Here is a 26832-nt window from a genome sequence, read left to right as displayed (position 1 = left end):
GTCAGTCGACTGATTGACATACCGCTATCGCGAGCAGGCTCACTCCTACAGGTTTTGTGTTCACTTCATTACTGCATTTCAATTGAAGGTTTTCGCGGATGCTCGCTGCGTCACTGATTTTCCTGCTGACCATTACCCTCGTTATCTGGCAACCCAAAGGCCTCGGTGTCGGCTGGAGTGCGACGTTGGGCGCCGTGCTGGCGCTGATCTTCGGTGTGGTACACCTGAGCGACATCCCGCTGGTCTGGCAAATCATCTGGAACGCCACCGGCACCTTCGTCGCGCTGATCATCATCAGCCTGTTGCTCGACGAGGCGGGATTTTTCGCTTGGGCCGCATTGCATGTGGCGCGGTGGGGACGAGGCAGTGGGCGCAAGTTGTTTGCCTTCATGGTGCTGCTTGGTGCGCTGGTTTCGGCACTGTTTGCCAATGACGGTGCAGCGCTGATCCTCACGCCTATCGTCATCTCGATGCTGCTGGCGCTGCGCTTCTCGCCGGCGGCGACGCTGGCTTTTGTCATGGGCGCAGGGTTTATTGCCGACACCGCGAGCCTGCCGCTGGTGGTGTCGAACCTGGTCAACATCGTCTCGGCGGACTTCTTTCACATCGGCTTCAATCGCTATGCTGCGGTGATGGTGCCGGTGAATTTCGTCAGCGTCGCCGCGACGCTGGGCATGTTGCTGTGGTTTTTCCGTCGCGACATTCCCAAGGCTTACGACCCCGAACAGCTCGAACATCCAGAAACCGCGATTCACGATAAAGCCACGTTTTATGCCGGCTGGGCGGTGTTGGCGATCTTGTTGGTGGGTTGTTTTGCCCTCGAACCGTTGGGCATTCCGATCAGCGCGATTTCCGCCGTGTGCGCAGCATTGCTGCTGGGCATCGCCGCCCGTGGACACAAGATTTCCACGCGCAAAGTGATGAAAGAAGCGCCGTGGCAGATCGTGATTTTCTCGCTGGGCATGTATCTGGTGGTCTACGGTCTGCGCAATGCCGGTTTGACCGGCTATCTCGCCGGTTGGCTGGATATCTTCGCCGGTCATGGCGTGTGGGGCGCGGCCATGGGCACTGGCGTGCTGACGGCGCTGTTGTCGTCGATCATGAACAATTTGCCCACCGTGCTGATCGGCTTGCTGTCGATCGATGCCAGTCAGGCAAGCGGGGTGGTCAAGGAGGCGATGATCTACGCCAACGTGATCGGCAGCGATCTGGGGCCGAAGATCACGCCGATTGGCAGTCTGGCGACGTTGCTGTGGCTGCATGTGCTGGAGCGCAAGGGGATTCACATTGGCTGGGGGTATTACTTCAGGGTGGGGATTGTGCTGACGGTGCCGGTGTTATTGGTGACGTTGGCGGCTTTGGCTGTGCGGTTATCTTTTTAGAAGCATGATCAAAAGATCGCAGCCTTCGGCAGTTCCTGCAGGGTGCACGCATTCCAAATGTAGGCGCTGCCGAAGGCTGCGATCTTTAAGCTTGGCCAGGGACATTCGGCCAAAGGTCGGACACCAGGAACAAGCGTTCCGCCTCTTCCCATTCGCCCTGTGCATTCTCGGTCAGGCGCACCATCAACTGCGCCGGGGCTAGCGGTTCCAAGCCCTCCAGCCACATCTGCAAATGCTCGGGAGCCCAGGTCTGATCCGCCGGGTAGTGCGCCGGCGCCAGCCAGGCATGACGGGGCAGGGGTTGCCAACGGCCTGCCGGACGCTGAGCGACGAACGCCGGCCAATCCTTCTGATGCAACCAACTGCCACGTAAATGCTGCGGGTGGGCGCCATCCGGCGACTGCGAAGGGCCGGGCCACGGATACAGCAGATACCCGCCCAGCCACAGTTGCGCACTGAATACTTCGATATCCAGTTTCGCCAGGACTTCGCGGCTTTCCGGGCGCGCTGAAATCGGCAGTTGATGCTCGACCAGATGCGCCAGTTTGCGATCCAGCCGATCGTGACAGCCCGGCCCCAGCCATTGCGCCGGGTCATGGCCGTCACCCTGTTGCGGGCCGAGATAGAGTTTGATCGCCAGTTCGAGGTGATGCACGCCATCGCGGTCACGCAGCAGCATGTCCAACTCGCCCAAGGTATGGCCTTCGCGACGTATCGGCAGATTCGCCGCGATCAGCTCAATCCCCGGCGCATGCTCCACGGCAAACTGCCACAAGCGCTCGTAATACAGGCCCAGACGCCGGGTGCGCGCCTGGGACAACCAGTGCAGCAGTTCGTAACTGTCACGATCAAGCTGACGTAGCCATTGCTCCAGACGCTCGGGATCGGCAACCCAGTCGCTACCGGCCAATGGATGACGCTGCGGCCACGGTGTAGTCGCAAGCATCGGCGGGGCGAGGATCACCCACGCCAGATCACGCACTTCCGGATGGCGTAATTGATGGGGCAACTGCAGCAGGTCGGGAAATAGGATCATCTTGCGAGCATAGCCTTAAACACGAGCCCACCCTTGAGGCTGAAAGGATTTTGTCTATCGCAGGCTTTCGCCCATAATCGTGGTTTTCGCGTTTTCGATTGTCCGCAGAGGTCCCATGGAGCAATTTCGTAATATCGGCATCATCGGTCGCCTGGGCAGTTCCCAGGTGCTGGATACCGTCCGCCGACTGAAACGGTTTCTGCTCGATCGTCACCTGCATGTGATCCTCGAAGACACCATCGCCGAAGTCCTGCCGGGCCACGGCCTGCAAACCTCGTCGCGCAAGATGCTCGGTGAAGTCTGCGACATGGTCATCGTCGTCGGCGGTGACGGCAGCCTGCTCGGGGCCGCCCGTGCGCTGGCAAAACACAATATTCCGGTGCTGGGGATCAACCGTGGCAGCCTCGGTTTTCTCACCGACATTCGCCCGGACGAGCTGGAAGTCGAAGTCGCCAAGGTCCTCGACGGCCACTATCTGGTGGAAAACCGCTTCCTGCTGCAAGCCGAAGTCCGCCGCCACGGCGAGGCCATCGGTCAGGGTGATGCGCTCAACGATGTGGTGCTACACCCGGGCAAGTCGACGCGGATGATCGAGTTCGAGCTGTACATTGACGGCCAGTTCGTCTGCAGCCAGAAGGCCGACGGTCTGATCGTCGCCACCCCGACCGGTTCCACTGCTTATGCGTTGTCGGCGGGCGGGCCGATCATGCATCCCAAGCTCGACGCCATTGTGATCGTGCCGATGTACCCCCATATGTTGTCGAGCAGGCCAATTGTGGTCGATGGCAACAGTGAGCTGAAAATCGTCGTGTCGAAAAACATGCAGATCTATCCGCAAGTCTCCTGCGACGGGCAGAACCATTTCACCTGTGCGCCGGGCGACACCATCACCGTCAGCAAGAAAGCGCAGAAACTGCGATTGATCCACCCGCTTGACCACAATTACTACGAAGTCTGCCGCACCAAGCTCGGCTGGGGCAGCAAGCTGGGCGGTGGAGGCGACTGATGCTCGATCCCGCGCGCAGTTATGACCTGATTGGTGACGTGCACGGATGCGCCTTGACCCTCGAACATCTGCTTGACCGTCTCGGTTATCACAAGCAGGGCGGGGTCTGGCGGCATCCATCGCGCATGGCCGTGTTCGTCGGTGACATCATCGACCGTGGCCCGCGGATTCGCGAGGCGCTGCACATCGTCCACGACATGGTCGAGGCCGGTCAGGCCTTGTGCATCATGGGCAACCATGAATTCAATGCCCTCGGCTGGAGCACGCCGGCGCCACCGGGCAGCGGCAAGCAGTTCGTGCGTGAGCACACGCCGCGCCATGCGCGATTGCTCCATGAAACCCTGACTCAGTTCGAAGACCATCCCGGCGACTGGCACGACTTTCAGCAGTGGTTCTATGAACTGCCGCTGGTGGTGGATGCCGGGCGTTTCCGTGTGGTGCATGCGTGCTGGGACGCCGGCCTGATCGAACCGCTGCGCGGCCTGTTTCCCGATGCACGCATCGATGAGCATTTCCTCCAGGCCTCGGCCGTGCCCGGCAGCTTTGCCTGCACCGTGTTCGATCGCCTGCTGCGCGGCACCGACATGCGTCTGCCGGACGGCCAGACCATGACCAGTGGTGATGGTCTGGTGCGTTCGTTCTTCCGCACCAAGTTCTGGGAAGACGATCCGAAAACCTATGGCGACATCGTCTTTCAGCCCGATGCCTTGCCGGAGCCGGTGGCGCAGACGCCGCTGACTTCCACTGAAAAGAATTCCCTGCTGCGCTATGGCGTCGATGAGCCGTTGCTGTTCGTCGGCCATTACTGGCGCAGCGGCAAACCGGCACCGATCCGCCCGAACCTCGCGTGTCTGGATTACAGCGCGGTGCTCTACGGCAAACTCGTCGCCTATCGTCTGGATCAGGAAACCCGCCTTGATCCGCATAAATTTGTCTGGGTCGATGTCGAGCGGCCGGAGGTGCTGCAATGAGTGCGGTAGCGGTATTGCGTCTGCCCCTGGCGGTGGACTTGAGCGGTTTCGTCACGCTGCTGCAACGCATGCAGGTGCCGCACCGGGTCAGTGAGGAGGCGGGCGAGCAGGTGTTGTGGGCGCCAGCGGAGGTCAGCGACGACGTTCGTTCGCTGTACGAGCGCTTCCCGGCCGGTGATCCCGAGCAAACCCTGGACATCCCGGTAGCCCAGACCTTCAAGCGTCCGGGCTTCGTCGAACAACTGAAGCACGCCAAGGCCACAGGCTTCATTCTGCTGCTGTGCCTGATCGTCGCCGGCCTGACCTTTCTGGGTGAAAACCTGGAAACCCTGCGCTGGCTGACCTTCCTCGATTTCCGTGTGATCGGCGAATACATCCACTTCACTCCGTTGGCTGACAGCCTCGCGGCGGGGCAGTGGTGGCGGTTGGTGACGCCGATGCTGATCCACTTCGGCATCCTCCACCTGGCCATGAACGGCATGTGGTACTGGGAGCTGGGGCGGCGCATCGAGTCGCGTCAGGGCAGTATCAATTTGATCGGCCTGACGTTGCTGTTCAGCCTGGTGTCCAACTACGCGCAGTTCGCCTGGAGCGGCGCGACCTTGTTCGGCGGACTGTCCGGTGTGCTTTACGGCTTGCTCGGCCACTGCTGGATCTTCCAGTTGTTGTCGCCGAACCCGGCCTATCGCCTGCCGCGCGGCGTATTGGTGATGATGCTGGTGTGGCTGTTGGTGTGCATGTCCGGGCTGATCTCGATGATCGGCTTCGGCGAAATTGCCAATGCCGCCCACGTCGGCGGGTTACTCATCGGATGCTTAACCGGTTTGTTGGGCGGTTTGTATAACCGCCGTAAACTGGCCGTCTAAAATTTTCAGTGAATAAAGAGCACGGAGACCCTGATGTCCTCTTTTAACGAAATGATCAAAAACATCACCCCGGACATCTACGAGAGCCTGAAACTGGCCGTGGAAATCGGCAAGTGGTCGGACGGTGGCAAACTCACCGCCGAACAGCGCGAGCTGTCGTTGCAGGCGATGATCGCCTGGGAAATCCAGAACCTGCCTGAAGAACAGCGCACCGGTTACATGGGCCCGCAGGAGTGTGCGTCGAAGTCGATCGAAGTGCCGAACATTCTGTTCAAGTCGGATGCCATCCATTGATCGAGATTGGCCGCGGTGCAATCAGCAAAATGTCGGCGTGCCTTGACGGGCCGAACGTGCAATACGCGTTTCGTCTGGATGACGTCGAGGTGCCGGTCAATCCTTTGATCGGCACCACGGTGCGTCTGGAGTACCTGGGGGCGATCCACTGCACCCATTGCGGGCGCAAGACCAAAACCAGTTTCAGCCAGGGTTACTGCTACCCGTGCATGACCAAGCTGGCCCAGTGCGATATCTGCATCATGAGCCCGGAGCGTTGCCACTTTGACGCCGGCACCTGCCGCGATCCTGCGTGGGGCGAGCAGTTCTGCATGACCGACCATGTGGTCTATCTGGCCAACTCGTCGGGGGTCAAGGTTGGCATCACTCGTGCTACCCAATTGCCGACCCGCTGGCTCGATCAGGGTGCCAGTCAGGCGTTGCCGATCATGCGTGTGGCGACGCGGCAGCAATCGGGCTTCGTCGAAGATCTGTTCCGCAGTCAAGTCGCCGACAAGACCAACTGGCGCGCACTGCTCAAGGGCGATGCGGTGGCAGTCGATCTGGCGCAAGTACGCGATCAGTTGTTCGAAAGCTGCGCCGAGGGCCTGCAAGGCTTGCAGGAGCGATTCGGCCTACAGGCAATTCAGACGATTGCCGATGTCGAACCTATCGAAATCCGCTATCCGGTCGAGCAATACCCGGCCAAGATCGTCAGCTTCAACCTGGACAAGAACCCGATTGCCGAAGGCACGCTGCTGGGGATCAAGGGCCAGTACCTGATCTTCGATACCGGCGTGATCAACATTCGTAAGTACACGGCTTATCAGCTCGCCGTGCATCAATAAGGATTCCAGCATGCGCACCGAACAACCGAAGATGATTTACCTGAAGGACTATCAGGCGCCTGAGTACCTGATCGACGAAACACACCTGACCTTCGAGTTGTTCGAGGACCACAGCCTGGTCCACGCGCAACTGGTGATGCGCCGCAACCCGGCCCGTGGCGCGGGCCTGCCGCCGCTGGTGCTCGATGGCCAGCAGCTGGAATTGCTCGCGGTCACACTCGCCGACAAAGAGCTGAGCGCTGACGATTACCAGCTCAGCGAAAACCACCTGACCCTGCAACCGACCAGCGAAACCTTCACGGTCGACACCAGCGTCAAGATCCACCCGGAAACCAACACCGCGCTGGAAGGCCTGTACAAGTCCGGCACGATGTTCTGCACCCAGTGCGAAGCCGAAGGCTTCCGCAAGATCACCTATTACCTCGACCGTCCCGACGTGATGAGCAAGTTCACCACCACGGTGGTCGCCGAGCAGCACAGCTATCCGGTGCTGCTGTCGAACGGCAACCCGATCGCTTCCGGCCCCGGCGAAGACGGCCGGCACTGGGCGACCTGGGAAGACCCGTTCATGAAACCGGCGTACCTGTTCGCGCTGGTGGCCGGTGATTTGTGGTGCGTTGAAGACACCTTCACCACCATGACCGAGCGCACCGTCGCGCTGCGCATCTATGTCGAGCCGGAAAACATCGACAAGTGCCAGCACGCGATGAACAGCCTGAAGAAGTCGATGCGCTGGGACGAAGAGGTCTACGGTCGCGAGTACGATCTGGACATCTTCATGATCGTCGCGGTCAACGACTTCAACATGGGCGCCATGGAGAATAAAGGCCTCAATATCTTCAACTCCAGCGCCGTGCTGGCCCGCGCCGAAACCGCTACCGACGCCGCGCACCAGCGGGTCGAGGCGATCGTCGCCCACGAATACTTCCACAACTGGTCGGGCAACCGCGTGACCTGCCGCGACTGGTTCCAGTTGTCGCTCAAGGAAGGCTTCACCGTGTTCCGCGATTCCGGCTTCTCCGCCGACATGAACTCGGCCACGGTCAAGCGCATTCAGGACGTGGCGTACCTGCGTACCCATCAGTTCGCCGAAGATGCCGGCCCGATGGCCCACGCCGTGCGCCCGGACAGCTTCATCGAGATTTCCAACTTCTACACCCTGACCGTGTACGAAAAGGGCTCGGAAGTGGTCGGCATGATCCATACCTTGCTCGGCGCCGTAGGCTTCCGTAAGGGCAGCGACCTGTACTTCGATCGCCACGACGGCCAGGCCGTGACTTGCGACGATTTCATCAAGGCGATGGAAGATGCCAACGGCGTCGACCTGACCCAGTTCAAACGCTGGTACAGCCAGGCCGGTACGCCACGCCTGGCGGTGAGCGAGTCTTACGATGCCGCGGCGAAAACCTACAGCCTGACCTTCCGCCAGAGCTGCCCGGAAACCCCGGACAAGGTAGAAAAACTGCCGTTCGTGATTCCGGTCGAACTGGGCCTGCTCGACAGCAAGGGCAACGAGATCGCCCTGCGTCTGGCCGGTGAAGCATCGGCGCAAGGCACCACCCGCGTGATCTCGGTGACCGAGGCAGAGCAGACCTTCACCTTCGTCGACATCAGCGAGCAGCCATTGCCATCGTTGCTGCGTGGCTTCTCGGCGCCGGTGAAACTGAGCTTCCCGTACAACCGTGACCAGTTGATGTTCCTGATGCAGCACGACAGCGACGGCTTCAACCGCTGGGATGCCGGTCAGCAACTGTCGGTACAGGTACTGCAAGAGCTGATCGCGCAGCAGCAGAAGGGCGAAAGTCTGGTGCTCGATCCGCGTCTGGTTTCGGCGCTGCGCACGGTGTTGTCCGACGAGTCGCTGGATCAGGCGATGGTCGCTGAAATGCTCTCGCTGCCGGGTGAGGCGTACCTCACTGAAATCAGCGAAGTGGCGGACGTCGATGCCATCCATATCGCACGCGAATTTGCCCGCAAGCAACTGGCCGACAACCTGTTCGAAGGACTGTGGCTGCGTTATCAGGCCAACCGTGACCTGTCGAAGAAAACCCCGTATGTGGCCGAGGCCGAGCATTTCGCCCGTCGTGCCTTGCAGAACATCGCGCTGTCGTACCTGATGCTCAGCGGCAAGCCGGAAGTGTTGGCAGCGGCGCTTGAACAGTTCGACACCAGCGACAACATGACCGAGCGCCTGACCGCGCTGGCGGTGCTGGTCAACTCGCCGTTCGACGAGCAGAAAGACCAAGCGCTGGCCAGTTTCGCCGAGCAATTCAAGGACAACCCGCTGGTCATGGATCAGTGGTTCAGCGTGCAGGCCGGCAGCACCTTGCCGGGTGGTCTGGAGCGAGTGAAAGCGTTGATGCAGCACCCGGCGTTCAACATCAAGAACCCGAACAAGGTGCGTGCGCTGGTCGGTGCGTTTGCCGGGCAGAACCTGATCAACTTCCACGCGGCGGATGGTTCGGGTTATCGCTTCCTGGCGGATCTGGTGATTGAGCTGAACGGCTTCAACCCGCAGATTGCCTCGCGCCAATTGGCGCCGCTGACTCGCTGGCGTAAATACGACAGCGCCCGTCAGGCGTTGATGAAAGGGGAGCTGGAGCGGATTCGGGCTTCGGGGCAGCTGTCGAGCGATGTGTATGAGGTGGTTAGCAAGAGCTTGGCTTGATATGGCGTTTGGAGCTTTTCCCTCACCCTAACCCTCTCCCTGAGGGAGAGGGGACTGACCGAGGTGGATGGTCGAGTTACACCGACTTGAAAGACCGAGTCGAGCGTTGGTTTTGAAGCACATCGAGATCGGCTCCCTTTCCCCCTCGCCCCCTTGGGGGAGAGGGCTGGGGTGAGGGGGTTAAGATCTAAAAAACACCGAAATAATCCAGTTTGCATCCAAAAAAACGCCGCTTAAACAAGCGGCGTTTTTTGTTGCTCTAAATTACTTCAGGTCGAAGCGATCCAGGTTCATGACTTTCGTCCATGCAGCAACAAAGTCCTTAACAAACTGCTCCTTTGCATCCGAACTGGCATACACCTCCGCCAGCGCACGCAATATCGCATTGGAGCCAAACACCAGATCAACCCTTGTCGCCGTCCATTTCACGCTACCGGTTTTACGGTCACGGCCCTCGAACTCGTCCGCGTCCCGTGACGTCGGCTTCCACTCCACGCCCATGTCCAGCAGGTTGGTGAAGAAGTCGTTGGTCAGTGCTTCGGTCTGGCTGGTGAACACACCATGACGCGTTCCCCCGACGTTGGTGTTCAACACGCGCAGGCCACCCAGCAGCACGGTCATTTCCGGAGCAGAGAGGGTGAGCAGTTGCGCCTTGTCGATCAACAGGGCCTCGGCTGACACCCGGTATTTGCCTTTGCTGTAGTTGCGAAACCCATCGGCAATCGGCTCCAGAAAGCCGAACGAGTCGACATCGGTTTGCTCCTGGGTCGCGTCCGCACGTCCCGGCGTGAATGGCACCGTGACCGAGTGCCCGGCATTTTTTGCCGCTTGCTCGACCCCGGCATTACCCGCCAGCACAATCAGATCCGCCAGCGAGACCTTCTTGCCGGATGCGCCACCATTGAACTCTCCCTGAATGCCTTCAAGGGTGTTCAGCACCTTGTCCAACTGCTCAGGCTGGTTGGCTTGCCAGAACTTCTGTGGTGCCAGACGCAGGCGGCCACCGTTGGCGCCGCCGCGTTTGTCCGAACCCCGGAATGTCGAGGCTGCCGCCCACGCGGTGGAGACCAGTTGCGAGACGGAAAGCCCAGACGCCAGTACTTTGCCTTTCAGTGCGGTCACATCGTTGTCGTCGATCAGCGCATGAGTGACCTCAGGAATCGGGTCTTGCCACAGCAGTTCTTCGGCGGGCAGTTCCGGTCCGAGGTAGCGTGACAGCGGGCCCATGTCGCGGTGGATCAGTTTGTACCAGGCACGGGCGAAGGCGTCGGCCAACTGATCGGGATTGGCCAGGAACCGGCGCGAGATCTGCTCGTAGGCCGGGTCGAAGCGCAGCGCCAAGTCAGACGTCAGCATGGTCGGCGAGAGTTTTTTGCTCGGGTCGTGGGCATGGGGAACGGTGCCAGCCCCAGCGCCGTTCTTCGGTTGCCACTGGTGCGCACCGGCCGGGCTCTTGGTCAGCTCCCACTCAAAGCCGAACAGGTTTTCCAGATAGTTGTTGCTCCATTGGGTCGGCGTGGTGGTCCAGGTCACTTCGAGGCCGCTGGTGATGGTGTCGCCACCCTTGCCGGTGCCGAAGGCGTTGCGCCAGCCGAGGCCTTGCTCTTCAAGGCCGGCGGCTTCCGGTTCAGCACCGACATTATCGGCAGGGCCGGCGCCGTGGGTTTTACCGAACGCGTGACCACCGGCAATCAGTGCCACGGTTTCTTCATCGTTCATGGCCATGCGGCCGAAGGTTTCGCGGATGTCCCGGGCCGAGGCCACTGGGTCCGGGTTGCCCTCAGGGCCTTCCGGGTTCACGTAGATCAGACCCATTTGCACGGCAGCGAGCGGGTTTTCCAGATTGCGTTCGCCCTGATCGGTGCGGCTTTCTTCTTTGCCGTGTAAATCAGGTTCGGCTACCAGCGTGCCGTCACCGGGTTCCTGCATGGCAGACTTGTCCTTGCCGTAACGGCTGTCGCCGCCCAGCCATTCGTGTTCCGAGCCCCAGTACACGTCTTCGTCCGGCTCCCACACGTCGGGACGGCCGCCGGAGAAACCGAAGGTTTTGAAGCCCATGGATTCCAGTGCAACGTTACCGGTGAGTACGATCAGGTCGGCCCAGGAAATATTGCGGCCATATTTCTGTTTGATCGGCCACAGCAGGCGCCGGGCCTTGTCGAGGCTGACGTTGTCCGGCCAGCTGTTGAGCGGGGCGAAACGTTGCTGCCCGGAACCGGCGCCACCGCGACCATCGGCGGTGCGATAGGTGCCGGCGCTGTGCCAGGCCATGCGGATGAAGAGTGGGCCATAGTGGCCGAAGTCTGCCGGCCACCAGTCCTGAGAGTCGGTCATCAGGGCGCGCAGGTCCTGTTTCAAGGCCTGAAAGTCCAGGCTTTTGAAGGCGGTGGCGTAGTCGAAATCCTTGCCCAGCGGATCGGACTTGGGCGAGTGCTGACTCAGGATTTTCAGGTTGAGTTGATTCGGCCACCAGTCACGGTTCGTCGTACCACCACCGGCGGCGTGGTTGAACGGGCATTTCGATTCGTTTGCCATGTTCGGATCCTTATCAGGTCTTGTACGGCCGGCTCGTGCCGACTTCGGACTTGTAAGGCTAGACCCGACTTGGCAAGTCAGCTAATAGCCCGACTATTGGACACTGATAGGCAGAACCTTTTACCGATGAATCAACTGGATTGCGCGACTTCATCCTCAGGCACTTCGTCCAGCAGTTCCTCCTGCCCCGGCACTTCGGTGATCACACTGAAATCCGTCACCTCTACTGCACCCAGTCCATATCCCAACAGGTGAAACGAGAAGGCCTTGCGCTGCTGCGGGTTGTCAAAACTGAAATCCATCTCCAGCGGTTGATCCGCCGTGGCGACCATTTCTGAAGGCAGCCCCAGTTGCACGTCCTGTTCAAACTCTTTGGCCTTGAGCTGAATGTATGCCGCCTGCTGCGGATCGACCGAACGTACGGTCAGGCGCACGCGGGTTTGCGTGCCCTTGGGCATTTCCAGATATTGCGCGCCAATCAGGTTGTCGGCCCAATCGTCATTGATCTGCGCTTGCAACGGGATGACGTTGGTGCTGCCGAACTGATAGCGCTGATTGAGCGGGGTGCGCAGCAGCGACAGATCGAGGGCATTCGCGCGGGCCGCGATCTGTCGAGCGCGCTGACCGCTGTAGGTGCCCTTGAACGTGGCGCTCTCGGCGATAAACCCTGCGCTTTCGTAGTAGCGGCAACGGCGTGGCATGTCACATTCGGAAAAAATCCCCCGACCGTCGTGATAGCGCAGTTTGCCGTTGGTAAACGACATGATCTCGCGCCCGGAGTCATAGTCGCGAAACAGCGAGCGGCCACTCAGCGCGCTTGGCACTGGCAGGTCGAAGTAATCGAGGATGGAGGTGCTCAGATCGACATGGCCATACACCCCGGCGTTGAGGCGCGGCAGTTGTTCATGTTCGGGCGCCAATGTCAGGTTGAAGCCCCAGGAGGAGGCCAGACGCACGCCGTCGATGCCGTGGGATTCATCCGAAGTGATCACGACGAGGGTGTCTTTCAACACGCCCTGGCGTTCAAGTCCGATCAGGAACTGATCCAGCGCATCGTCCAGATAACCGACCGCTGCCTGTTTCGGCGTCTCGTAGCGCTGCAGATAGTCTTCTGGCGCGGAATAGGGCTGATGGGTGCCCACGGTCAGCAACGTCAGCATCCACGGTTGCTTCTGCTTCTTCAATTGGCCGACATAATCCAGCGCACCTTCGAAGAACGCCTTGTCATCCTTGCCCCAAGGGAACTCCAGATAGTTGGCGTTGGTGAACCATTCCAGGCCATGGGTCGCATCGAAACCGATGTGCGGCATGATCTTGTCTTTGGCCATGAAGCGCAGACCGGCGCCTTGCAGGTAGTGGGTGCTGAAGCCGTGTTCGCGCAGTTGTGCCGGCAGGCAGGCCTGATTGCGCTGTTGCTGGGTGAGCATTTCCACGCCTTTTGGCGTGCCGTTGTTGAGCTTGTCGTAATCGCCACAGAGCATGGCGTACAGACCGCGAATGGTCTGGTGGGTGTGCAGCACGTAGTCCGGAGTGTTCATGCCGCGCTCGGCCCAACGGCTGAGGTTGGGCATCAGGTCTTCCTGATAATGGCTGCCGATGGCCTCGCGGTTGGCGCGGATGTAGGCGCCGGGAATGCCTTCCAGGGCTATCACCAATACGTTGCGCGCCTGACCCGGGGCGGTCAGCAGCTTGTGGCCATTGAGATCGACGTCGGTGAGCCCGGCCATCGCTGGCGCGGCTTCTTCGACATCGCCGTCCAGCCATTCCTCGGCCTGGATCTGTATATCGGCGACCTGCGTGGCCAGCAATTGATGCGGCAGGTTGTAAGCCCGCCACGGATCGTCCTCGCTCGGCCACAGGTTTTGCGCACCCCAGTGCGCGGCAAACAGCACCAGCGGCGCGCTCCATACGGCGCGGGGCAGAGCCGGGCGCGGTATGCCACGCGCAGCGAACTGCGTCAGCAGCCAAAACACCAACGCCAGCAGCAAGGTAATGCCCAGCGCCGGATGCGCCAAACCGCCCCCCGTGGAGTTTTCGACAAATTGCGGATCGATCAGGTAATGCAGATCGGAAGGGTTCGGCAGACGGCCTACAGCGCTGACCAGTTCAGCCGTCGCCACGCTCAACAGTGCGCAAAGCAGCAGCACCGGCAATGCCAGCCACCACGGACGAAGATGCAGCAACACCACCAGCAAACTGCCAATGGCCAGATCCGACAAATAACCCAGCGGCGTCGACCAGCCGAGCGCCGCGCGCAGGCAGACCGGCACGATCAGAACCAGAAAAATCAAGGAAAAGAGGCGGGCATGTGGGTGTCGCAACCCGGTCAAAAGAGCGCTCACAAAAAAGACCTTCCAGTCATCAAACCGTCAAAAAAGTGTGGGTGATGATACCAAGGGTGAGCTGTCTGATCGCCTTTTTAAACGTGCGGGTGTTCTGTTGTCAGATGGCAGTCCGAACGGCTTTGAAGGCTTGAGGCCTTAACCCGCTTCCGTGTCAGAGGATCAGTTGGAGTCCGGCTGGCAAGCGCTGTGGGTTTTTTATTTGTTTCAGGCTGTTTAGTCGGCTCTGTTTCGCTGCCATTTCAGGCCACACCCCCAACATCAAGACCCTCAAGGACTTCAGCGAAAAGGATCGCATCATTCCACGACGAAAGACCGTTACAGCTCCTGCAGTGATATCGAGCAGTGACAGGATTGCGCTGCGTTTATCAGCCCTCGCCATCATCAAAAATGCTTTCAATCGGCATCTCGAACGCTCGGGCAATCAGGAACGCCAGCGGTAGGCTAGGGTCGTAGCGCTCGTTCTCGATGGCGTTGATCGTCTGGCGTGACACGTTGAGCCTTTCAGCCAGATCGACCTGTGACCATTTGCGCTCGGCGCGCAGTGCCTTTAGGCGGTTTTTCATTGGTAGCGACGTCGGGCGATTTGCAGGCCGAGGATCCACATCGCGCCCATTACCGGCCAGACGCAGGTCCATGGAATATGCGGGGCACCGACGTTCTCCAGAAAACCATAACTGAAGATCAGCAGTGCTGATGCGGCGAAGGCAAAGCCCAACGCTTCGAACTGGATGCGTAGATGCATTTCGTCCATGCGGCGCATGTTGCGCACGATGGCCCAGCACATCAAACCCGCCGGAATGATGGGCGTCAGCGCGACAGCTGAACGAACAACGATATTGGCGTCCATCAAGTATTGCGAAGCAATCAATGAAGCAGTCAGCACCAGCATGTAGAGGATCAATGCTGCGCCCATTTCGAGGTAATACCGATTCATGCTTCACTTCCTATGTAAAAGACCCTTTACATAGTCGCCGAAGATTTTCCTGATGTAAAGCATGCTTTCCATGGTGCCGCAGCCAATCAGTCCTCGGCATTCACCGACTTGATCAGGTTATTGCGCAATTTCACGATCGATTGCTGCATCTGCGTGAACTCGTCCACGGTCAGCCCGGTTGCGTCGAACAGGCTGCTGCCCGAGGACACGTTGCGCAGGTCTTTGCCGCTTTGGGTCAGGCCGATCCGCACCTGACGCTCGTCCGCCGGGTCGCGTTGACGTTGCAGATAGCCCATGGCTTCGAGTTTTTTCAGGATCGGGGTGAGGGTGTTGGATTCCAGGAACAGCTTTTCGCCGAGACTGCCGACCGTTTGGTCGTCCTGTTCCCAGAGTGCAACGATGGTGATGTATTGGGTGTAGGTCAGGCCGAGCCGTTCGAGGATCGGTTTGTAGGCCTTGCCGAACGCGAGGTTGGTCGAATAGACGGCAAAGCACAGGAAGTCGCTGAGTTTGAGATCGGTGGGGGCCAGGGTGTTTTTCATGTTCATCCTCGTGGGTCTGCTGAACCGTTGAAACGTATGGGGCGAACTATACGTCGGATGCGATTTTATCGGGAGTGCTGCTGGTGTTTGAAACGCCAATCGGTTCGCCCGTGAACGCAGGGCGAACCGATTGCATCTCTATCCTATGCGCCTATATCGCATGCGATGTATTTGGCTGGCTAAAATCATTCGGTGATGACATTCAACGCCACATCGATGTTGCCGCGAGTGGCTTTCGAGTAGGGGCAGATCTGGTCAGCGGTGTGCGCCAGGGTTTTCGCGATGTCGTCGGCAATGCCCGGTACGCGCAGGGTCAGACGAGCCTGAAGGAAGTAGGCCGGGCCTGTCTGGCCGAGGTCGACTTCGATGTCCACGGACATGTCGGCCGGCAGCACCACATTCAGGTCATTGGCGACCAGGCCGACCGCGGCGGTGTAGCAAGCGGACCAGGCGCCGGCAAACAATTGCTCGGCAGTTGGGTGCGGCAGGGCGTTAGCAAACACATGGGCCGGTTTGGCGCTGCCCGGCGACGACAGTTGAATGTCGAGGTTACCGTTGTGACCGCGCGAAGTGATGCCGGCGCTGGCAGCGGTGGTGTGGGTTTTGCCGGTGGCCAGGACTTTTTCGATTTTGCTCATGGGATTAATCCTCAAAGACATAATGATTGAAGTTGTTATCGCATGCGGTTAGATCGCGCGCGATGTAATAATAATCCTCTTGCCCCAGAGTTCTGTCAACCCGCTCGACAGGCCCCACGCGACGAGCGGTAAACGTTTCCTTCGCGCAAAAAAAACGGGGCGGCCTGATAACGATCAGGCCGCCCCGCGGGTGTTTCAGTCAGTCAGATCAATGCATTTTGCTGTGATCGTGACGTTGCATGTTGGTCAGCGAACGCACGGCGGCCTTCACTTCAACGGTTTCTTTCTCGCCTTTGGCGTTTTCCACGGTCAGGGTCAAAGGCACGGTTTCGCCTTCTTTCAACTGACCGGTCAGGCCCATCAGCATGACGTGGTAGCCGTTTGGATCAAAGCTGACGGTTTTGCCGGCTGGCAGGTCGACCGATTTCACCGGGCCCATGCTCATGACGTCATTCTTCATGGTCATTTCGTGGATCTGCACGTCTTTGGCCACCGGGGTCGCGACGCTGAGCAGCTTGCTGTCGCTGTCGGCGGTGACGGTCATGAATGCGCCGCTGGCGGACTGGGTCGGCACGGTGGCACGTACCCAGGCGTCGCTGACGGTGGTTTGTGCCGACGCCTGAAAAGCCAGGCCCAGCAGGGACAGACCGAACACGACGCGTTTGATGTTGTTCAGAACGGGGTGCATCAGCAAACCTCCATAACAGTAAGCAAATCTTCCGTGCATTCTTCTGCCGAAAGCGATGTGGACAGTCCCAGGCGCAGCTCGCCGCGCGAGTCGTAGACGTAACTGGTGGCGGTGTGCGAGATGGTGTAGGTGTCGCCAGCCGGCACCTTCTCGAAGAACACGTCGAACTCCTTGGCCGTGGCCTTGGTTTCCTCAAGCGTGCCGTACAGCGCGACGAAGGTAGGGTCGAAGGCTTTCATGTAGGCGTCGAGGATTTCTGGCGTGTCGCGCTCGGGATCGAGGCTGATGAAGATCACCTGCAAGCGATCGCCATCCTTGCCCATCAGTTTTTTGATTTTGGCCGCGCGGGCGAGCGTGGTGGGGCAGATTGCCGGGCACTGGGTGAAGCCGAAGAACACCATCGGCATCAAACCGCGAAAGCTCGACAGCGTCATGGTTTCGCCGTCGGTGTTCTTCAGTTTGAAGGTGCGTCCCATGATCTTGTTACTCAGATCCTTGCCGTACTTGTACGACAGTTGGCCGCGGGTGTCGCAGCCGGCGAGCAGGCCGAGCCCGAGCACGCCCATTCCCGCAAGTACCTTGCGGCGAGTCAACAAAGCCGTCATCTAATACCGCCTTTTGCAGCCCGTCAGTCGGCAGGACTGGCGAGGGGTTAACCGTAAAAGCGGCGCATGATACCAAACTGAACCGGCGAGTCGGTTTTCGATCAGCTGACAGGGTGTCGCAGGGCGACAAAAGGTTTAAGAAAAAGTGACGAGTACCTAGTGAACCGTCGACTCCTGTGCCCGCCAGCCGCCGCCCAGCGCGGTGTACAGATTCACCTCGGCGACCAGTTGCGCCAGGCGATCAGTGATCAAGCCTTGCTGCGAACTGAACAGCGAACGCTGGGCATCAAGGAACACCAGACTGCTGTCGACGCCGTTCTGATAACGGTGTTGCGCCAGGTTGTAGTAGTCCTGTGTGGCTTGCACCAGATCGCGCTGCGCTTGCAATTGCTGCTGATAAGTCGTGCGCGCCGCCAGTCCGTCGGCAACTTCCTGAAACGCCGTTTGAATCGATTTTTCGTATTCGGCGACCGCCACGTCTTTCTGCAACTTCGAATAATCCAGGCTCGCGCGCAGGCTGCCGGCATTGAAAATCGGCAGGCTGATCTGCGGCTGAAACGTCCAAGCCCCGGAGCCTGCGCCAAACAGGCCAGACAGGTCACGACTGGAGGTGCCGGCATTCGCGGTCAGGCTGACGCTGGGGAAAAACGCTGCCCGCGCCGCGCCAATATTGGCGTTGGCTGCCTTGAGTTTGTACTCGGCCTGAAGAATGTCCGGCCGCCGTTGCAGCAGATCCGACGGTAGCCCCGCCGGCAGTTGTTGCACCAGATCACTGGCCAACGGCCGCGCCGGTAGGGACTCAGGCACCGGCGCGCCGACCAGCAGCGTCAGGCTGTTCAAGTCCTGCGCGACCTGACGCTGATAGCGCGCCAGATTGGCCCGTGAGGTGTCGACGCTGGTTTTCGCTTGCGCCTGCTCCAGTGCCGACGATTTACCAGCCTCACGGTTGCGTGTGGTCAGGCGCAGGCTCTGTTGATCGGCGGCGAGGGTCTCACGGGTCAGCGCCAGCAGTTCCTGATCGGCGCGCCAGGTCAGGTAGGCGTTGGCGACGTTGGCCACCAGGCTCAACTGCGCGCTGCGGCGAGCTTCTTCGGTCGACAGCCAAGTCTGCAACGCCTGCTCGCTGAGGCTGCGTACGCGGCCGAAAAAGTCCAGCTCATAGGCGCTGATGCCGAGATTGACCGAATAGGTCGAATTGATCAGCGCTTTGCTTTGGGTCACGCTCGGTGGCATGCGCTGGCGCGATTCGCTGGCATTGGCCGACACCGCCGGCCACAGGTCGGCGCGCTGGATACGGTACTGCGCCTGGAACGCTTCGACGTTCAATGCGGCCACGCGCAAATCGCGGTTGTTGACCAGCGCGCGCTCGATCAACTGTTGCAGGGCCGGATCATTGAACAGTGTGCGCCAGTCTTCGTTGCCCGCAGTCTGGCTCGATACCGGATAGGCTGCTCCTTGCGGATATTGCGCAGCACTCGGTGGCGCGGGCCGCTGATAATCGGGAATCAGTGAACAGCCGCCCGCCAGCATTGCCAGGGACAGCAAGGAAATTCGCAGGGTGGACATCGAACAGCCTCATGCACGGAAGACAGCGGGCACGTCTTGTATCGGTGCCCGTTTTTCAGCAGAACTGCCGGATCAGGCCCCAGCCATCCATTTGGCAAGACCATGCCGGCCACTGACCCCAAGCTTGGCCGTGGCGCGCTTGAGGTAGGTCTCGATCGAACTGTTCTTGACCCGAAGCCTTTCGGCCATTTGCGGCACTGTGCCGCCGGTCAGCAAGCCCAGGCAGACTTCTTTCTCGCGCGCTGACAAGGCGATGCCGCTCAATGCCAATCGTTCATCGAACACTCGTGCAAGCGGTGCCTGATCCAGATCAGCCAACGGCAGGCGCGGTTGTTTGGCCAGGGTTTGCCGACTGATCTGCGCATGGCGTTCGATCAGCGGCAGCAGGGTGTCGGACAGGCTCTTGAGAAAAGACAGTTCCGGCAGGGAAAACACGCGCTGGGTATGCGGCCGGTAAAACGAAATGACACAGCGGCGGTTGGAGCTGCGCGACACCAGATTGCATTGATGGACGCTGTGGTGCGGATGTCGGGATAGAAGCGAGGCTTTCAGTTGAATCAACAGCGAGTCGTTCATCTCGATCATTTTCTGCAACAACGGATGATTGTCCGGGCTCTCCAGCGGATCGGGCGCAGGGAAAATCTGCGGTAGACCGGCACTGCCCAGCGGCTTGATCTCGACCACGCTGGCTTGACGCTCATCCAGCGTCCACTCGCTCAGATCGACCCGGTTGACCGGCACCAGCGTGTCGACCAACTGGAACATGTTCGTGGCGAAGTGATCATCGCCCGTGCTTGCAATCAGCTCCCCGAGTTGCCAGTAGAAGTGCGGGTTTTCCACATCGCGAATCATGCCGGTCAGATTCATATCCTTTTCATCCCTGGTTCAGAGCCATCACTGAATCGTCTGCCGTCGTAAAAGCCGCCCACGCAGTCATTTCTCCTAGAACATGATCTGGGGCAGGATTTAAGCCTATACATTTGTCCTACGTCTGTAGGGGAAAACAGGGACACAAAGTGCCACTATTTATGAATGTTGGCGCCGGGGTTCTGACGGGACTGATGGCACAACAGTTGTCGCGAATGACTGCCCAGTCACGCCAAAGGCCCTGAAAACGGGGCGGTCGTGATTTCCGGTCGGCAGCGCCTGAGTAAAAGGCGGTATGGACATGTGGTTCTTTTCCTACAAGCTTTTCAGTATTTCCTCTCCGGATTTTTAGAAAATACGTGCGCGACTCGCCTCAATAGAGGCTCTCAGGCGTGCGTGGGCGGGGTGGTTGTCCGGGTTTCAGGTGTCATGTCGGTGGGGAGGCCGATGCTTGAATACGCGACAAATTACATGAGATGGACCTTATGCAGCCTACTTCTGCCAACGCGGCGGACGATCTGTCCGCGCCTGTCGAAACGTTCCCTCTGACCGCCGCCCAACGGGATATCTGGCTTGATCAACTGAGCCGTGGAGATTCGCCGCTGTACAACATTGGTGGTTATGTCGAGCTGACCGGGCCATTGGATGCAGATTTGATGCACGCGGCCCTTGAGTCTCTGGTTGCCAGTCACGATGCCTTGCGAACAGTCCTGTTGGTGGGCGCCGGTGCTGACGGTTTGCCGTTGCAACGGTTCGCCCGGTCTCTGCCGGTGTCTATGCCGGTTTTTGATTTTTCCGCGCACCCGGAGCCGCAGTCGGCGGCGCAGGTTCTGATCCAGCAGGCGATGGAACAGACTTACGAACAGGATGGACAGCCGCTTTTCCGTTTCTCTCTGATCCGCCTGGACAACGACCGTCACTGGCTCGCCACCCAGGCCCATCATCTGATCCTCGATGGCTGGGGGTTTGGTCAGATGCTCAAAGCGCTCGGCGAGATTTACAGCGCGCTGACTCAAGGGCAACAACCGCAGATGCTGACGCCTTCCTACGCTGAGTTCATCCAGGACGACGCGCGTTATCACCACTCTGTTCGTCATACGCGTGACCGTGCCTACTGGCTCGACAAGTACCGGACAGTCCCGGAACCGCTGCTAGTGCCACGTTATCGCGAGCGTTTTGCCAAACGGGCAGCGGCGACCCTGACACACGTTCAAGCCTTTCCTTCGCTGTTGCACGAACGCATGAAACACACGGCGCGACAGTCAGGCGGCTCGGCATTCCATGTGTTGCTGGCGGCACTGCACGTCTATTTCAGCCGCACCTTGCAGCGTGATGAATGGGTTGTCGGGCTGCCGATTCTCAACCGTTCCGGTGCCCGATTCAAAGCGACGCTCGGGTTATTTACCCAGGTCAGTCCCGTGTGTCTGCGCTTTGGCCAAGAGCAGTCGTTCGCTCAATTGGTCCGGGCCATTGGTGATGAACTGAAACAGGATTTCCGCCACCAGCGTTTCGCCCTGAGCGAGATGAATCGCGCACTCGGCCTGATGCGCGAAGAGCGTTCGCAGCTTTTTGAGGTGTCGGTGTCCTACGAACAGGATGATCATGATTACCGCTATGGCGCGGCGTTGGGGCATACGGTCAAGGTTTCCAATCGCCACGAAGCTACACCGTTGGCGATTCACCTGCGCAGCAACCGTCACAACGACAAAGTTTGGCTGCATCTGGTCTACAGCGAGGCATTTTTCGAGACCGATGAGATCGAGGCACTGGCGGCACGGTTACTGTCGATTCTGGAGCAAGGGCTGGAGTGCCCGGAGCTTTCGGTGAGCGATTTTTGCCTGAGTACTGAATCCGAATCGATGCTGCTGCAGCAATGGAACGACACGCGACTGGAGTGTCCGCAAGGCCAAACGATTCATCAGCGTTTCGAAGCGCAAGCGGCTGAGCGCCCGGACGCAATTGCGGCGGTTTATCAGGGGCAATCGTTGACGTTTGCTGAACTCAATGGCCGGGCCAATGCCCTGGCCCAGCGCTTGATCGACCTCGGTGTGCGGCCGGATCAGCGCGTGGCGATTATCGCTTATCGCGGGCTGGACACTTTGGTCGGTTTGCTGGCCATCCTCAAGAGCGGGGCAGGTTACGTACCGATTGATCCACAGCATCCTGCCGAGCGTTTGAGCTATCTGCTTGCCGACAGCGCACCGATCGTCGTATTGACCCAAAGTGTTCTGCGCGATCGGCTGCCGGTGCTGGACGTGCCGGTTCTTGAGCTCGATCTGGAGGGTGGGTCGGCGACGGTTTCCAACCCCGAAGTGCCGGGATTGACCACGGCCAATCTCGCCTATGTGATTTACACCTCCGGCTCCACTGGCCTGCCAAAAGGCGTGATGGTCGAGCACCGCACGCTGAGCAATCTGGTGGATTGGCACTGTGACGCCTTTGAGCTGCGTGCCGGTCAGCACACCTCAAGCCTCGCCGGGTTCGGCTTCGACGCTATGGCCTGGGAAGTCTGGCCGGCGCTGTGTGCCGGCGCGACTTTGCATCTGGCGCCCAGCCACGAGGCCAGTGAAGACATTGATGCCTTGCTCGCCTGGTGGCGCGCCCAGCCGTTGGACGTGAGTTTCCTGCCGACACCCATCGCTGAATATGTTTTCAGCCGCGAACTTGATCACCCGACACTGCGCACCTTGCTGATCGGCGGTGATCGCCTGCGTCAGTTCAATCGGCAGCAATCCTTCGAAGTGATCAACAACTACGGGCCGACCGAAGCCACGGTGGTTGCGACCTCAGGCCGGATCGAGTCCGGGCAGGCGGTGCATATCGGCAGGCCGGTGAGCAACACAAAGGTGTACTTGTTGGACGAGCAGCAACGGCCGGTACCGATTGGCATTACGGGCGAATTGTATGTCGGCGGCGCCGGAGTCGCCCGAGGCTATCTGAACCGGGCAGACCTGACCGCCGAGCGCTTCCTCGACGATCCTTTCAGTCATGCGCCCCGCGCGCGCATGTACCGCACCGGCGACCTCGCGCGCTGGCGTGCCAACGGCAATCTCGAATACCTGGGGCGCAACGACGATCAAGTGAAAATCCGGGGCGTGCGAATTGAGCCGGGCGAAATCGAAACCGCGCTTGTCAGTCACGACGCGGTACAGGACGCCGTGGTGCTGGTTCGCGACGGGCAACTGCTGGCGTGGTTTACCGAGCGTCAGCCGCTGGATATCAATCAGTTGCACGCGCACCTGAAAACCCGCCTGACCAGCGCCATGCTGCCGAGCGCCTATGTGCGCCTGACCTCGTTGCCGCTGACCGCCAACGGCAAGCTCGACCGCAAAGCCTTGCCGGCGCCGGGGCCGGAGGCGTTGATTCGCCGCGAATATGAAGCCCCGCAGGGTGCAGTGGAAACTGCGCTGGCGCAAATCTGGGCCGAACTGCTGCAAGTCGAGCGAGTCGGACGCCACGACCATTTCTTCGAACTGGGCGGGCATTCGTTGATGGCCGTGATCCTGATCGAACGCATGCGCCAGATCGATCTGAGCAGCGACGTGCGTGTGCTGTTCAGTCAGCCGACATTGGCAGCGCTGGCGGCTTCGGTGGGGTCGGGGCGTGAGGTCGAAGTGCCGGAAAACCGTATCGCAGCGGATTGCACCCACCTCACGCCGGACATTTTGACGCTGGTGCAACTGGATCAGCCGACCATCGACCGCATTGTCGCCACAGTGCCGGGTGGCGCGGCCAACGTGCAGGACATCTATCCGCTGGCGCCATTACAGGAAGGCATTCTCTACCACCACATCACGGCCGCGCAGGGTGATCCGTATCTGCTGCAATCGCGGCTGGCATTCGACAGTGTCGAGCGGGTCGAATCCTTCGCCGACGCGTTGCGTCAGGTCATGGCCCGTCACGACATTCTGCGCACCGCAGTGGTCTGGGAAGGGTTGACCACGCCAGTGCAGGTGGTGTGGCGCGAGGCGATTCTGCCCGTGGAGGAAGTCGTTCTTGATCCCGCTCAAGGCGCGATCATCGATCAATTGCACGAGCGCTTCGACGCCCGCCGTTATCGCCTTGATGTCAGCCAGGCACCGCTGATTCGCCTGGTGTATGCCCGTGATCCGGCCCTCGGCAGGGTAGTCGGCATCTTGCTGTTCCATCACTTGGCGATGGACCACGTTGCGCTTGAGGTGATGCGCGGCGAGATGCAGGCCAGCCTGTCCGGGCAGGTCGAGCCGCTGGCGCCACCGGTGCCGTATCGCAACTATGTGGCGCAGACGCGTCTGGGAGTCAGCGAGCAAGAGCACGAGGCGTTCTTTCGCGAGATGCTCGGCGATATCGACGAGCCCACTTTGCCGTTCGGTCTGCAAGAGGTGCACGGTGATGGTCGCGGCATCGAAGAAGCGCAGCAAACACTGAAAGAGGGCGTGTATCAGCGCTTGCGCAGCCAGGCGCGGCAGGCCGGCGTCAGCATCGCCAGCCTGATTCATCTGGCGTGGGCGCGGGTGCTGGCGGCGACCTCAGGCCAGGAGCGAGTGGTATTCGGCACCGTGCTGATGGGGCGCATGCAAGGCGGCGAGGGCGCTGACCGGGCGCTTGGCGTGTTCATCAATACCTTGCCGCTGCGCATCGATGTCGATACGGGTGTTCTGGCTGGGATGCAGGCGACGCATGCACGGCTGACCGCGCTGCTGGGGCATGAGCACGCCTCGCTGGCACTGGCTCAGCGTTGCAGCGGTGTGGCGTCGCCATCGCCGCTGTTCAGTGCGTTACTCAACTACCGACACACAGACCCCAGCGAGCTGCTTGGGCCGGCACGTCAGGCGTGGCAAGGTATCGAAACGTTGGCCAATGAGGAGCGCACCAATTATCCGCTGACCCTGAGTGTGGACGATCTGGGCAGCGACCTGCGCCTGACCGCCAGAACGGTGGCAGGGATCGGCGCCCAACGGATCTGCGGTTATGTGCAAGCAGCCTTGAGCGGCTTGGTGGACGCTCTGGAGCAGGCGCCGCAACAACCGCTCAACCGCTTGCCGATTTTGCAGACTCAGGAGCTGCAACGCTTGCTCATCGAGTTCAACGCTACTGAAGTCGATTGCCCGCTGGAGCAACCGCTTCACGCACTGTTTGAGGCGCAGGTCAGGCGCAGACCGGATGCCATCGCAGTGCAATCCGAGCAAGGACGTCTGACCTATCGCGAGCTCAATACGCGCGCCAATCGACTGGCCCATCACCTGCGTGAAATCGGTGTGCAACCGGATGCGCGAGTGGCGATTTGCGTTGAGCGTGGACTGGATCTGGTGATTGGTCTGCTTGGCATTCTCAAGGCAGGTGGGGCGTATGTGCCGCTGGATCCGGATTATCCGCTGGAGCGCCTGAGTTACATGCTCAAGGACAGTGTGCCGGTCGCGGTGCTGGTGCATGAGGCTACACGCAATCTGCTTGGCCAAGCCGAGGTGGCGCTGATCGATCTCGACCACAGCCATTGGCAGGATCAACCGGAGGACGATCCGCAAGTGCCCGGCCTGAGTGCTTCAAACCTCGCCTACATGATCTACACCTCCGGCTCCACCGGACTGCCGAAAGGCGTCATGGTCGAGCACCGCAGCGCCTGCAACATGGTGCATTGGGGCTCGCAGATCAGTCCGCCAACCGAACACGGCGCGCTGTTGCAAAAGGCGCCGTTCAGTTTTGACAGTTCGGTATGGGAAATTTTCTGGCCGCTGTGTTCCGGTCTGCGTCTGATATTGGCGCGGCCCGACGGCAACCGTGATTCAGCCTATGTGGTGCAGACGATTCGCGAGCAGCAGGTCACCGTGGTCAAGTTCGTACCGGCGCTGCTCCAGCATTTCATCGAGCAGGACGATGTCGAGCAGTGCACCAGCCTGACTGACGTACTCAACGGTGGCGGTGAACTCAGCGCCACGCTGGCCCGCCAAGTGCGCGAGCGCCTGCCGTGGGTACGCCTGCATAACGTCTATGGCCCGACTGAGAGCACCGTCGACAGCACCGGTTGGACGCTGGAGCCGCATATGCCGGTGCCGGACAGCGTGGTGCCAATCGGCAAGGCACTGGCCAACACGCGGCTGTACGTTCTCGATGCCCATGATCAACCAGTGCCGCTGGGGGTTTGCGGTCAGTTGCACATCGGCGGAGTCGGCGTGGCGCGCGGTTATCTGGGACTGCCCGAGATGCAGGCCGAGCGCTTTATAGACAGTCCGTTTGTGCAGGATGATCGGCTTTATCGAACCGGTGATCTGGTGCGCTACAGCAGTGACGGCAACCTGCAATTTCTGGGTCGCAACGATTTCCAGGTCAAACTGCGCGGTCTGCGCCTGGAACCGGGGGAAATCGAGGCGCGGCTGATCGAGCATCCGGCGGTGCGTGAAGCAGTGGTGATGGTGCGTGATGAGCGTCTGGTGGCCTGGTACACCGTGCGTGCCGGCGTTGTTGCACCAAGTCTGGGGGATTTGCGCGCGCATGTGCTGGGGTGTTTGCCGGAGTACATGGTGCCCGGGGCTTTTGTGCAGCTCGACGCGCTGCCATTGACGCCCAACGACAAGATTGATCGCAAGGCCTTACCGGAACCGGGTGTGGAGGCGGTGCTCAACCGACCTTACGAAGCGCCCGAAGGTGAAGTTGAAAATACCGTGGCGCAGATCTGGGCGCTGGTGCTCGACGTCAATCAGATCAGTCGTCACGACAACTTCTTTGAGCTGGGTGGGCACTCCTTGCTGGCGGTAAGTCTGGTGGCGCGCATGCGTCAGGCCGGGCTGCATGTCGATGCGCGGACGCTGTTCAGTCAGCCGACATTGGCAGCGTTGGCAGCGCAGACCACCCGGCATGCGAAACAGGTGGAAATCGCTCAGACCACCATCCCGAACCTCAACCGCAAACGCCGCCTCTGACAGGGAGTTCTCCCCCCTGTAGGAGCTGCCGCAGGCTGCGATCTTTTGACTTTGACTTTAAAAAGCCAGATCAAAAGATCGCAGCCTTCGGCAGCGCCTACACAGGAAATCAAAGCGCCGCGGCCCTTGGGGAGTACGGCTTGTCCCCGCTTCCCATGTCAGACAC

19 protein-coding genes are annotated in these 26832 nt (G+C 60.0%); 8 read left to right on the top strand and 11 right to left on the bottom strand.

Translation table 11 applies throughout. The features are described from left to right. Positions 1–98 precede the first annotated feature (98 nt). Positions 99–1382 (top strand): arsenic transporter, encoded by a 1284-nt coding sequence (locus IAI51_RS12390; protein ID WP_187678753.1) that lies wholly within the window; start codon positions 99–101, stop codon positions 1380–1382. Between the two features lie 85 nt (positions 1383–1467). On the opposite strand, the gene IAI51_RS12385 is transcribed toward IAI51_RS12390, so the two are convergent. Continuing rightward, entirely contained in the window at positions 1468–2418 is a 951-nt protein-coding gene (locus tag IAI51_RS12385) for a DUF1853 family protein (RefSeq protein WP_187678752.1), read from the bottom strand. A 115-nt stretch (positions 2419–2533) separates the two neighbouring features. Between IAI51_RS12385 and IAI51_RS12380 the strand changes: the two genes are divergently transcribed. Genes IAI51_RS12380 through pepN form a run of 6 tightly spaced genes read left to right on the top strand, consistent with a single transcriptional unit; the run spans position 2534 to position 9050 of the window. Continuing rightward, positions 2534–3424, top strand: coding sequence for an NAD(+) kinase (locus IAI51_RS12380; RefSeq protein WP_187678751.1), 891 nt, complete (start codon positions 2534–2536; stop codon positions 3422–3424). After that, positions 3421–4395, top strand: a complete 975-nt coding sequence (locus IAI51_RS12375; RefSeq protein ID WP_370872657.1) for a metallophosphoesterase — start codon at positions 3421–3423, stop codon at positions 4393–4395. The genes IAI51_RS12380 and IAI51_RS12375 overlap by 4 nt, the downstream gene beginning before the upstream one ends. Continuing rightward, entirely contained in the window at positions 4392–5261 is an 870-nt protein-coding gene (locus IAI51_RS12370) for a rhomboid family intramembrane serine protease (RefSeq protein WP_187678750.1), read from the top strand. The genes IAI51_RS12375 and IAI51_RS12370 overlap by 4 nt, the downstream gene beginning before the upstream one ends. A 33-nt stretch (positions 5262–5294) precedes the next feature. Further along, positions 5295–5555: a YeaC family protein gene (locus IAI51_RS12365; RefSeq protein ID WP_093221961.1), complete on the top strand. Its 261-nt coding sequence runs from the start codon at positions 5295–5297 to the stop codon at positions 5553–5555. Then, a complete protein-coding gene (locus IAI51_RS12360) occupies positions 5552–6382 on the top strand; it encodes a DUF2797 domain-containing protein (RefSeq protein ID WP_187678749.1) in 831 nt (276 codons plus the stop codon). Before IAI51_RS12365 ends, IAI51_RS12360 begins: the two co-directional genes overlap by 4 nt. 10 nt (positions 6383–6392) lie before the next feature. Continuing rightward, a complete protein-coding gene (gene pepN / locus IAI51_RS12355; protein ID WP_187678748.1) occupies positions 6393–9050 on the top strand; it encodes an aminopeptidase N in 2658 nt (885 codons plus the stop codon). 264 nt (positions 9051–9314) lie between these two features. On the opposite strand, the gene katG is transcribed toward pepN, so the two are convergent. From katG to IAI51_RS12305, 10 genes are all read right to left on the bottom strand, one after another. Then, positions 9315–11585, bottom strand: a complete 2271-nt coding sequence (gene katG / locus IAI51_RS12350) for a catalase/peroxidase HPI (RefSeq protein ID WP_187678747.1) — start codon at positions 11583–11585, stop codon at positions 9315–9317. A gap of 131 nt (positions 11586–11716) precedes the next feature. Continuing rightward, on the bottom strand, positions 11717–13927 hold the full coding sequence (locus IAI51_RS12345; protein ID WP_187678746.1) for an LTA synthase family protein: 2211 nt from the start codon (positions 13925–13927) through the stop codon (positions 11717–11719). 368 nt (positions 13928–14295) lie between these two features. Continuing rightward, entirely contained in the window at positions 14296–14493 is a 198-nt protein-coding gene (locus tag IAI51_RS12340; RefSeq protein ID WP_187678745.1) for a helix-turn-helix transcriptional regulator, read from the bottom strand. After that, positions 14490–14864, bottom strand: a complete 375-nt coding sequence (locus IAI51_RS12335; RefSeq protein WP_187678744.1) for a hypothetical protein — start codon at positions 14862–14864, stop codon at positions 14490–14492. Before IAI51_RS12335 ends, IAI51_RS12340 begins: the two co-directional genes overlap by 4 nt. Before the next feature lie 86 nt (positions 14865–14950). Next, positions 14951–15406, bottom strand: a complete 456-nt coding sequence (locus IAI51_RS12330) for a MarR family winged helix-turn-helix transcriptional regulator (RefSeq protein ID WP_187678743.1) — start codon at positions 15404–15406, stop codon at positions 14951–14953. Between the two features lie 185 nt (positions 15407–15591). Continuing rightward, positions 15592–16044, bottom strand: a complete 453-nt coding sequence (locus IAI51_RS12325; RefSeq protein ID WP_187678742.1) for an Ohr family peroxiredoxin — start codon at positions 16042–16044, stop codon at positions 15592–15594. Between the two features lie 208 nt (positions 16045–16252). Further along, positions 16253–16732 carry a copper chaperone PCu(A)C gene (locus IAI51_RS12320; protein ID WP_187678741.1) on the bottom strand — a complete coding sequence of 160 codons (480 nt, stop codon included), beginning with the start codon at positions 16730–16732 and terminating at the stop codon, positions 16253–16255. Then, a complete protein-coding gene (locus tag IAI51_RS12315) occupies positions 16732–17337 on the bottom strand; it encodes an SCO family protein (protein ID WP_187678740.1) in 606 nt (201 codons plus the stop codon). The genes IAI51_RS12320 and IAI51_RS12315 overlap by 1 nt, the downstream gene beginning before the upstream one ends. Positions 17338–17493: 156 nt before the next feature. Then, a complete protein-coding gene (locus IAI51_RS12310; RefSeq protein ID WP_187678739.1) occupies positions 17494–18903 on the bottom strand; it encodes an efflux transporter outer membrane subunit in 1410 nt (469 codons plus the stop codon). A 72-nt stretch (positions 18904–18975) separates the two neighbouring features. Then, on the bottom strand, positions 18976–19770 hold the full coding sequence (locus tag IAI51_RS12305) for a helix-turn-helix transcriptional regulator (protein WP_187678738.1): 795 nt from the start codon (positions 19768–19770) through the stop codon (positions 18976–18978). Between the two features lie 485 nt (positions 19771–20255). On the opposite strand from IAI51_RS12305, the gene IAI51_RS12300 reads away from it, so the two are divergent. Beyond that, positions 20256–26666 (top strand): non-ribosomal peptide synthetase, encoded by a 6411-nt coding sequence (locus tag IAI51_RS12300; RefSeq protein WP_316249768.1) that lies wholly within the window; start codon positions 20256–20258, stop codon positions 26664–26666. Positions 26667–26832: the final 166 nt, after the last annotated feature.

Origin of the sequence: Pseudomonas sp. N40(2020) (assembly GCF_014472415.1) — a bacterium.
Taxonomy (GTDB): Bacteria; Pseudomonadota; Gammaproteobacteria; order Pseudomonadales; family Pseudomonadaceae; genus Aquipseudomonas.
Note: the sequence above shows the minus strand (reverse complement) of the source record. Positions and strands in the feature narration are given on the sequence as shown.

Excerpts from the sequence above, each read along its gene's own strand:
- IAI51_RS12325 (WP_187678742.1), bottom strand. The coding sequence starts at position 16,044 with ATGAGCAAAATCGAAAAAGTCCTGGCCACCGGCAAAACCCACACCACC.
- IAI51_RS12390 (WP_187678753.1), top strand. The coding sequence starts at position 99 with ATGCTCGCTGCGTCACTGATTTTCCTGCTGACCATTACCCTCGTTATC.
- IAI51_RS12320 (WP_187678741.1), bottom strand. The coding sequence starts at position 16,732 with ATGCACCCCGTTCTGAACAACATCAAACGCGTCGTGTTCGGTCTGTCC.
- IAI51_RS12340 (WP_187678745.1), bottom strand. The coding sequence starts at position 14,493 with ATGAAAAACCGCCTAAAGGCACTGCGCGCCGAGCGCAAATGGTCACAG.
- IAI51_RS12380 (WP_187678751.1), top strand. The coding sequence starts at position 2,534 with ATGGAGCAATTTCGTAATATCGGCATCATCGGTCGCCTGGGCAGTTCC.
- IAI51_RS12335 (WP_187678744.1), bottom strand. The coding sequence starts at position 14,864 with ATGAATCGGTATTACCTCGAAATGGGCGCAGCATTGATCCTCTACATG.
- IAI51_RS12330 (WP_187678743.1), bottom strand. The coding sequence starts at position 15,406 with ATGAAAAACACCCTGGCCCCCACCGATCTCAAACTCAGCGACTTCCTG.
- IAI51_RS12310 (WP_187678739.1), bottom strand. The coding sequence starts at position 18,903 with ATGTCCACCCTGCGAATTTCCTTGCTGTCCCTGGCAATGCTGGCGGGC.
- IAI51_RS12365 (WP_093221961.1), top strand. The coding sequence starts at position 5,295 with ATGTCCTCTTTTAACGAAATGATCAAAAACATCACCCCGGACATCTAC.
- IAI51_RS12300 (WP_316249768.1), top strand. The coding sequence starts at position 20,256 with ATGCAGCCTACTTCTGCCAACGCGGCGGACGATCTGTCCGCGCCTGTC.
- IAI51_RS12370 (WP_187678750.1), top strand. The coding sequence starts at position 4,392 with ATGAGTGCGGTAGCGGTATTGCGTCTGCCCCTGGCGGTGGACTTGAGC.
- IAI51_RS12385 (WP_187678752.1), bottom strand. The coding sequence starts at position 2,418 with ATGATCCTATTTCCCGACCTGCTGCAGTTGCCCCATCAATTACGCCAT.
- IAI51_RS12305 (WP_187678738.1), bottom strand. The coding sequence starts at position 19,770 with ATGAATCTGACCGGCATGATTCGCGATGTGGAAAACCCGCACTTCTAC.
- katG (WP_187678747.1), bottom strand. The coding sequence starts at position 11,585 with ATGGCAAACGAATCGAAATGCCCGTTCAACCACGCCGCCGGTGGTGGT.
- IAI51_RS12315 (WP_187678740.1), bottom strand. The coding sequence starts at position 17,337 with ATGACGGCTTTGTTGACTCGCCGCAAGGTACTTGCGGGAATGGGCGTG.
- pepN (WP_187678748.1), top strand. The coding sequence starts at position 6,393 with ATGCGCACCGAACAACCGAAGATGATTTACCTGAAGGACTATCAGGCG.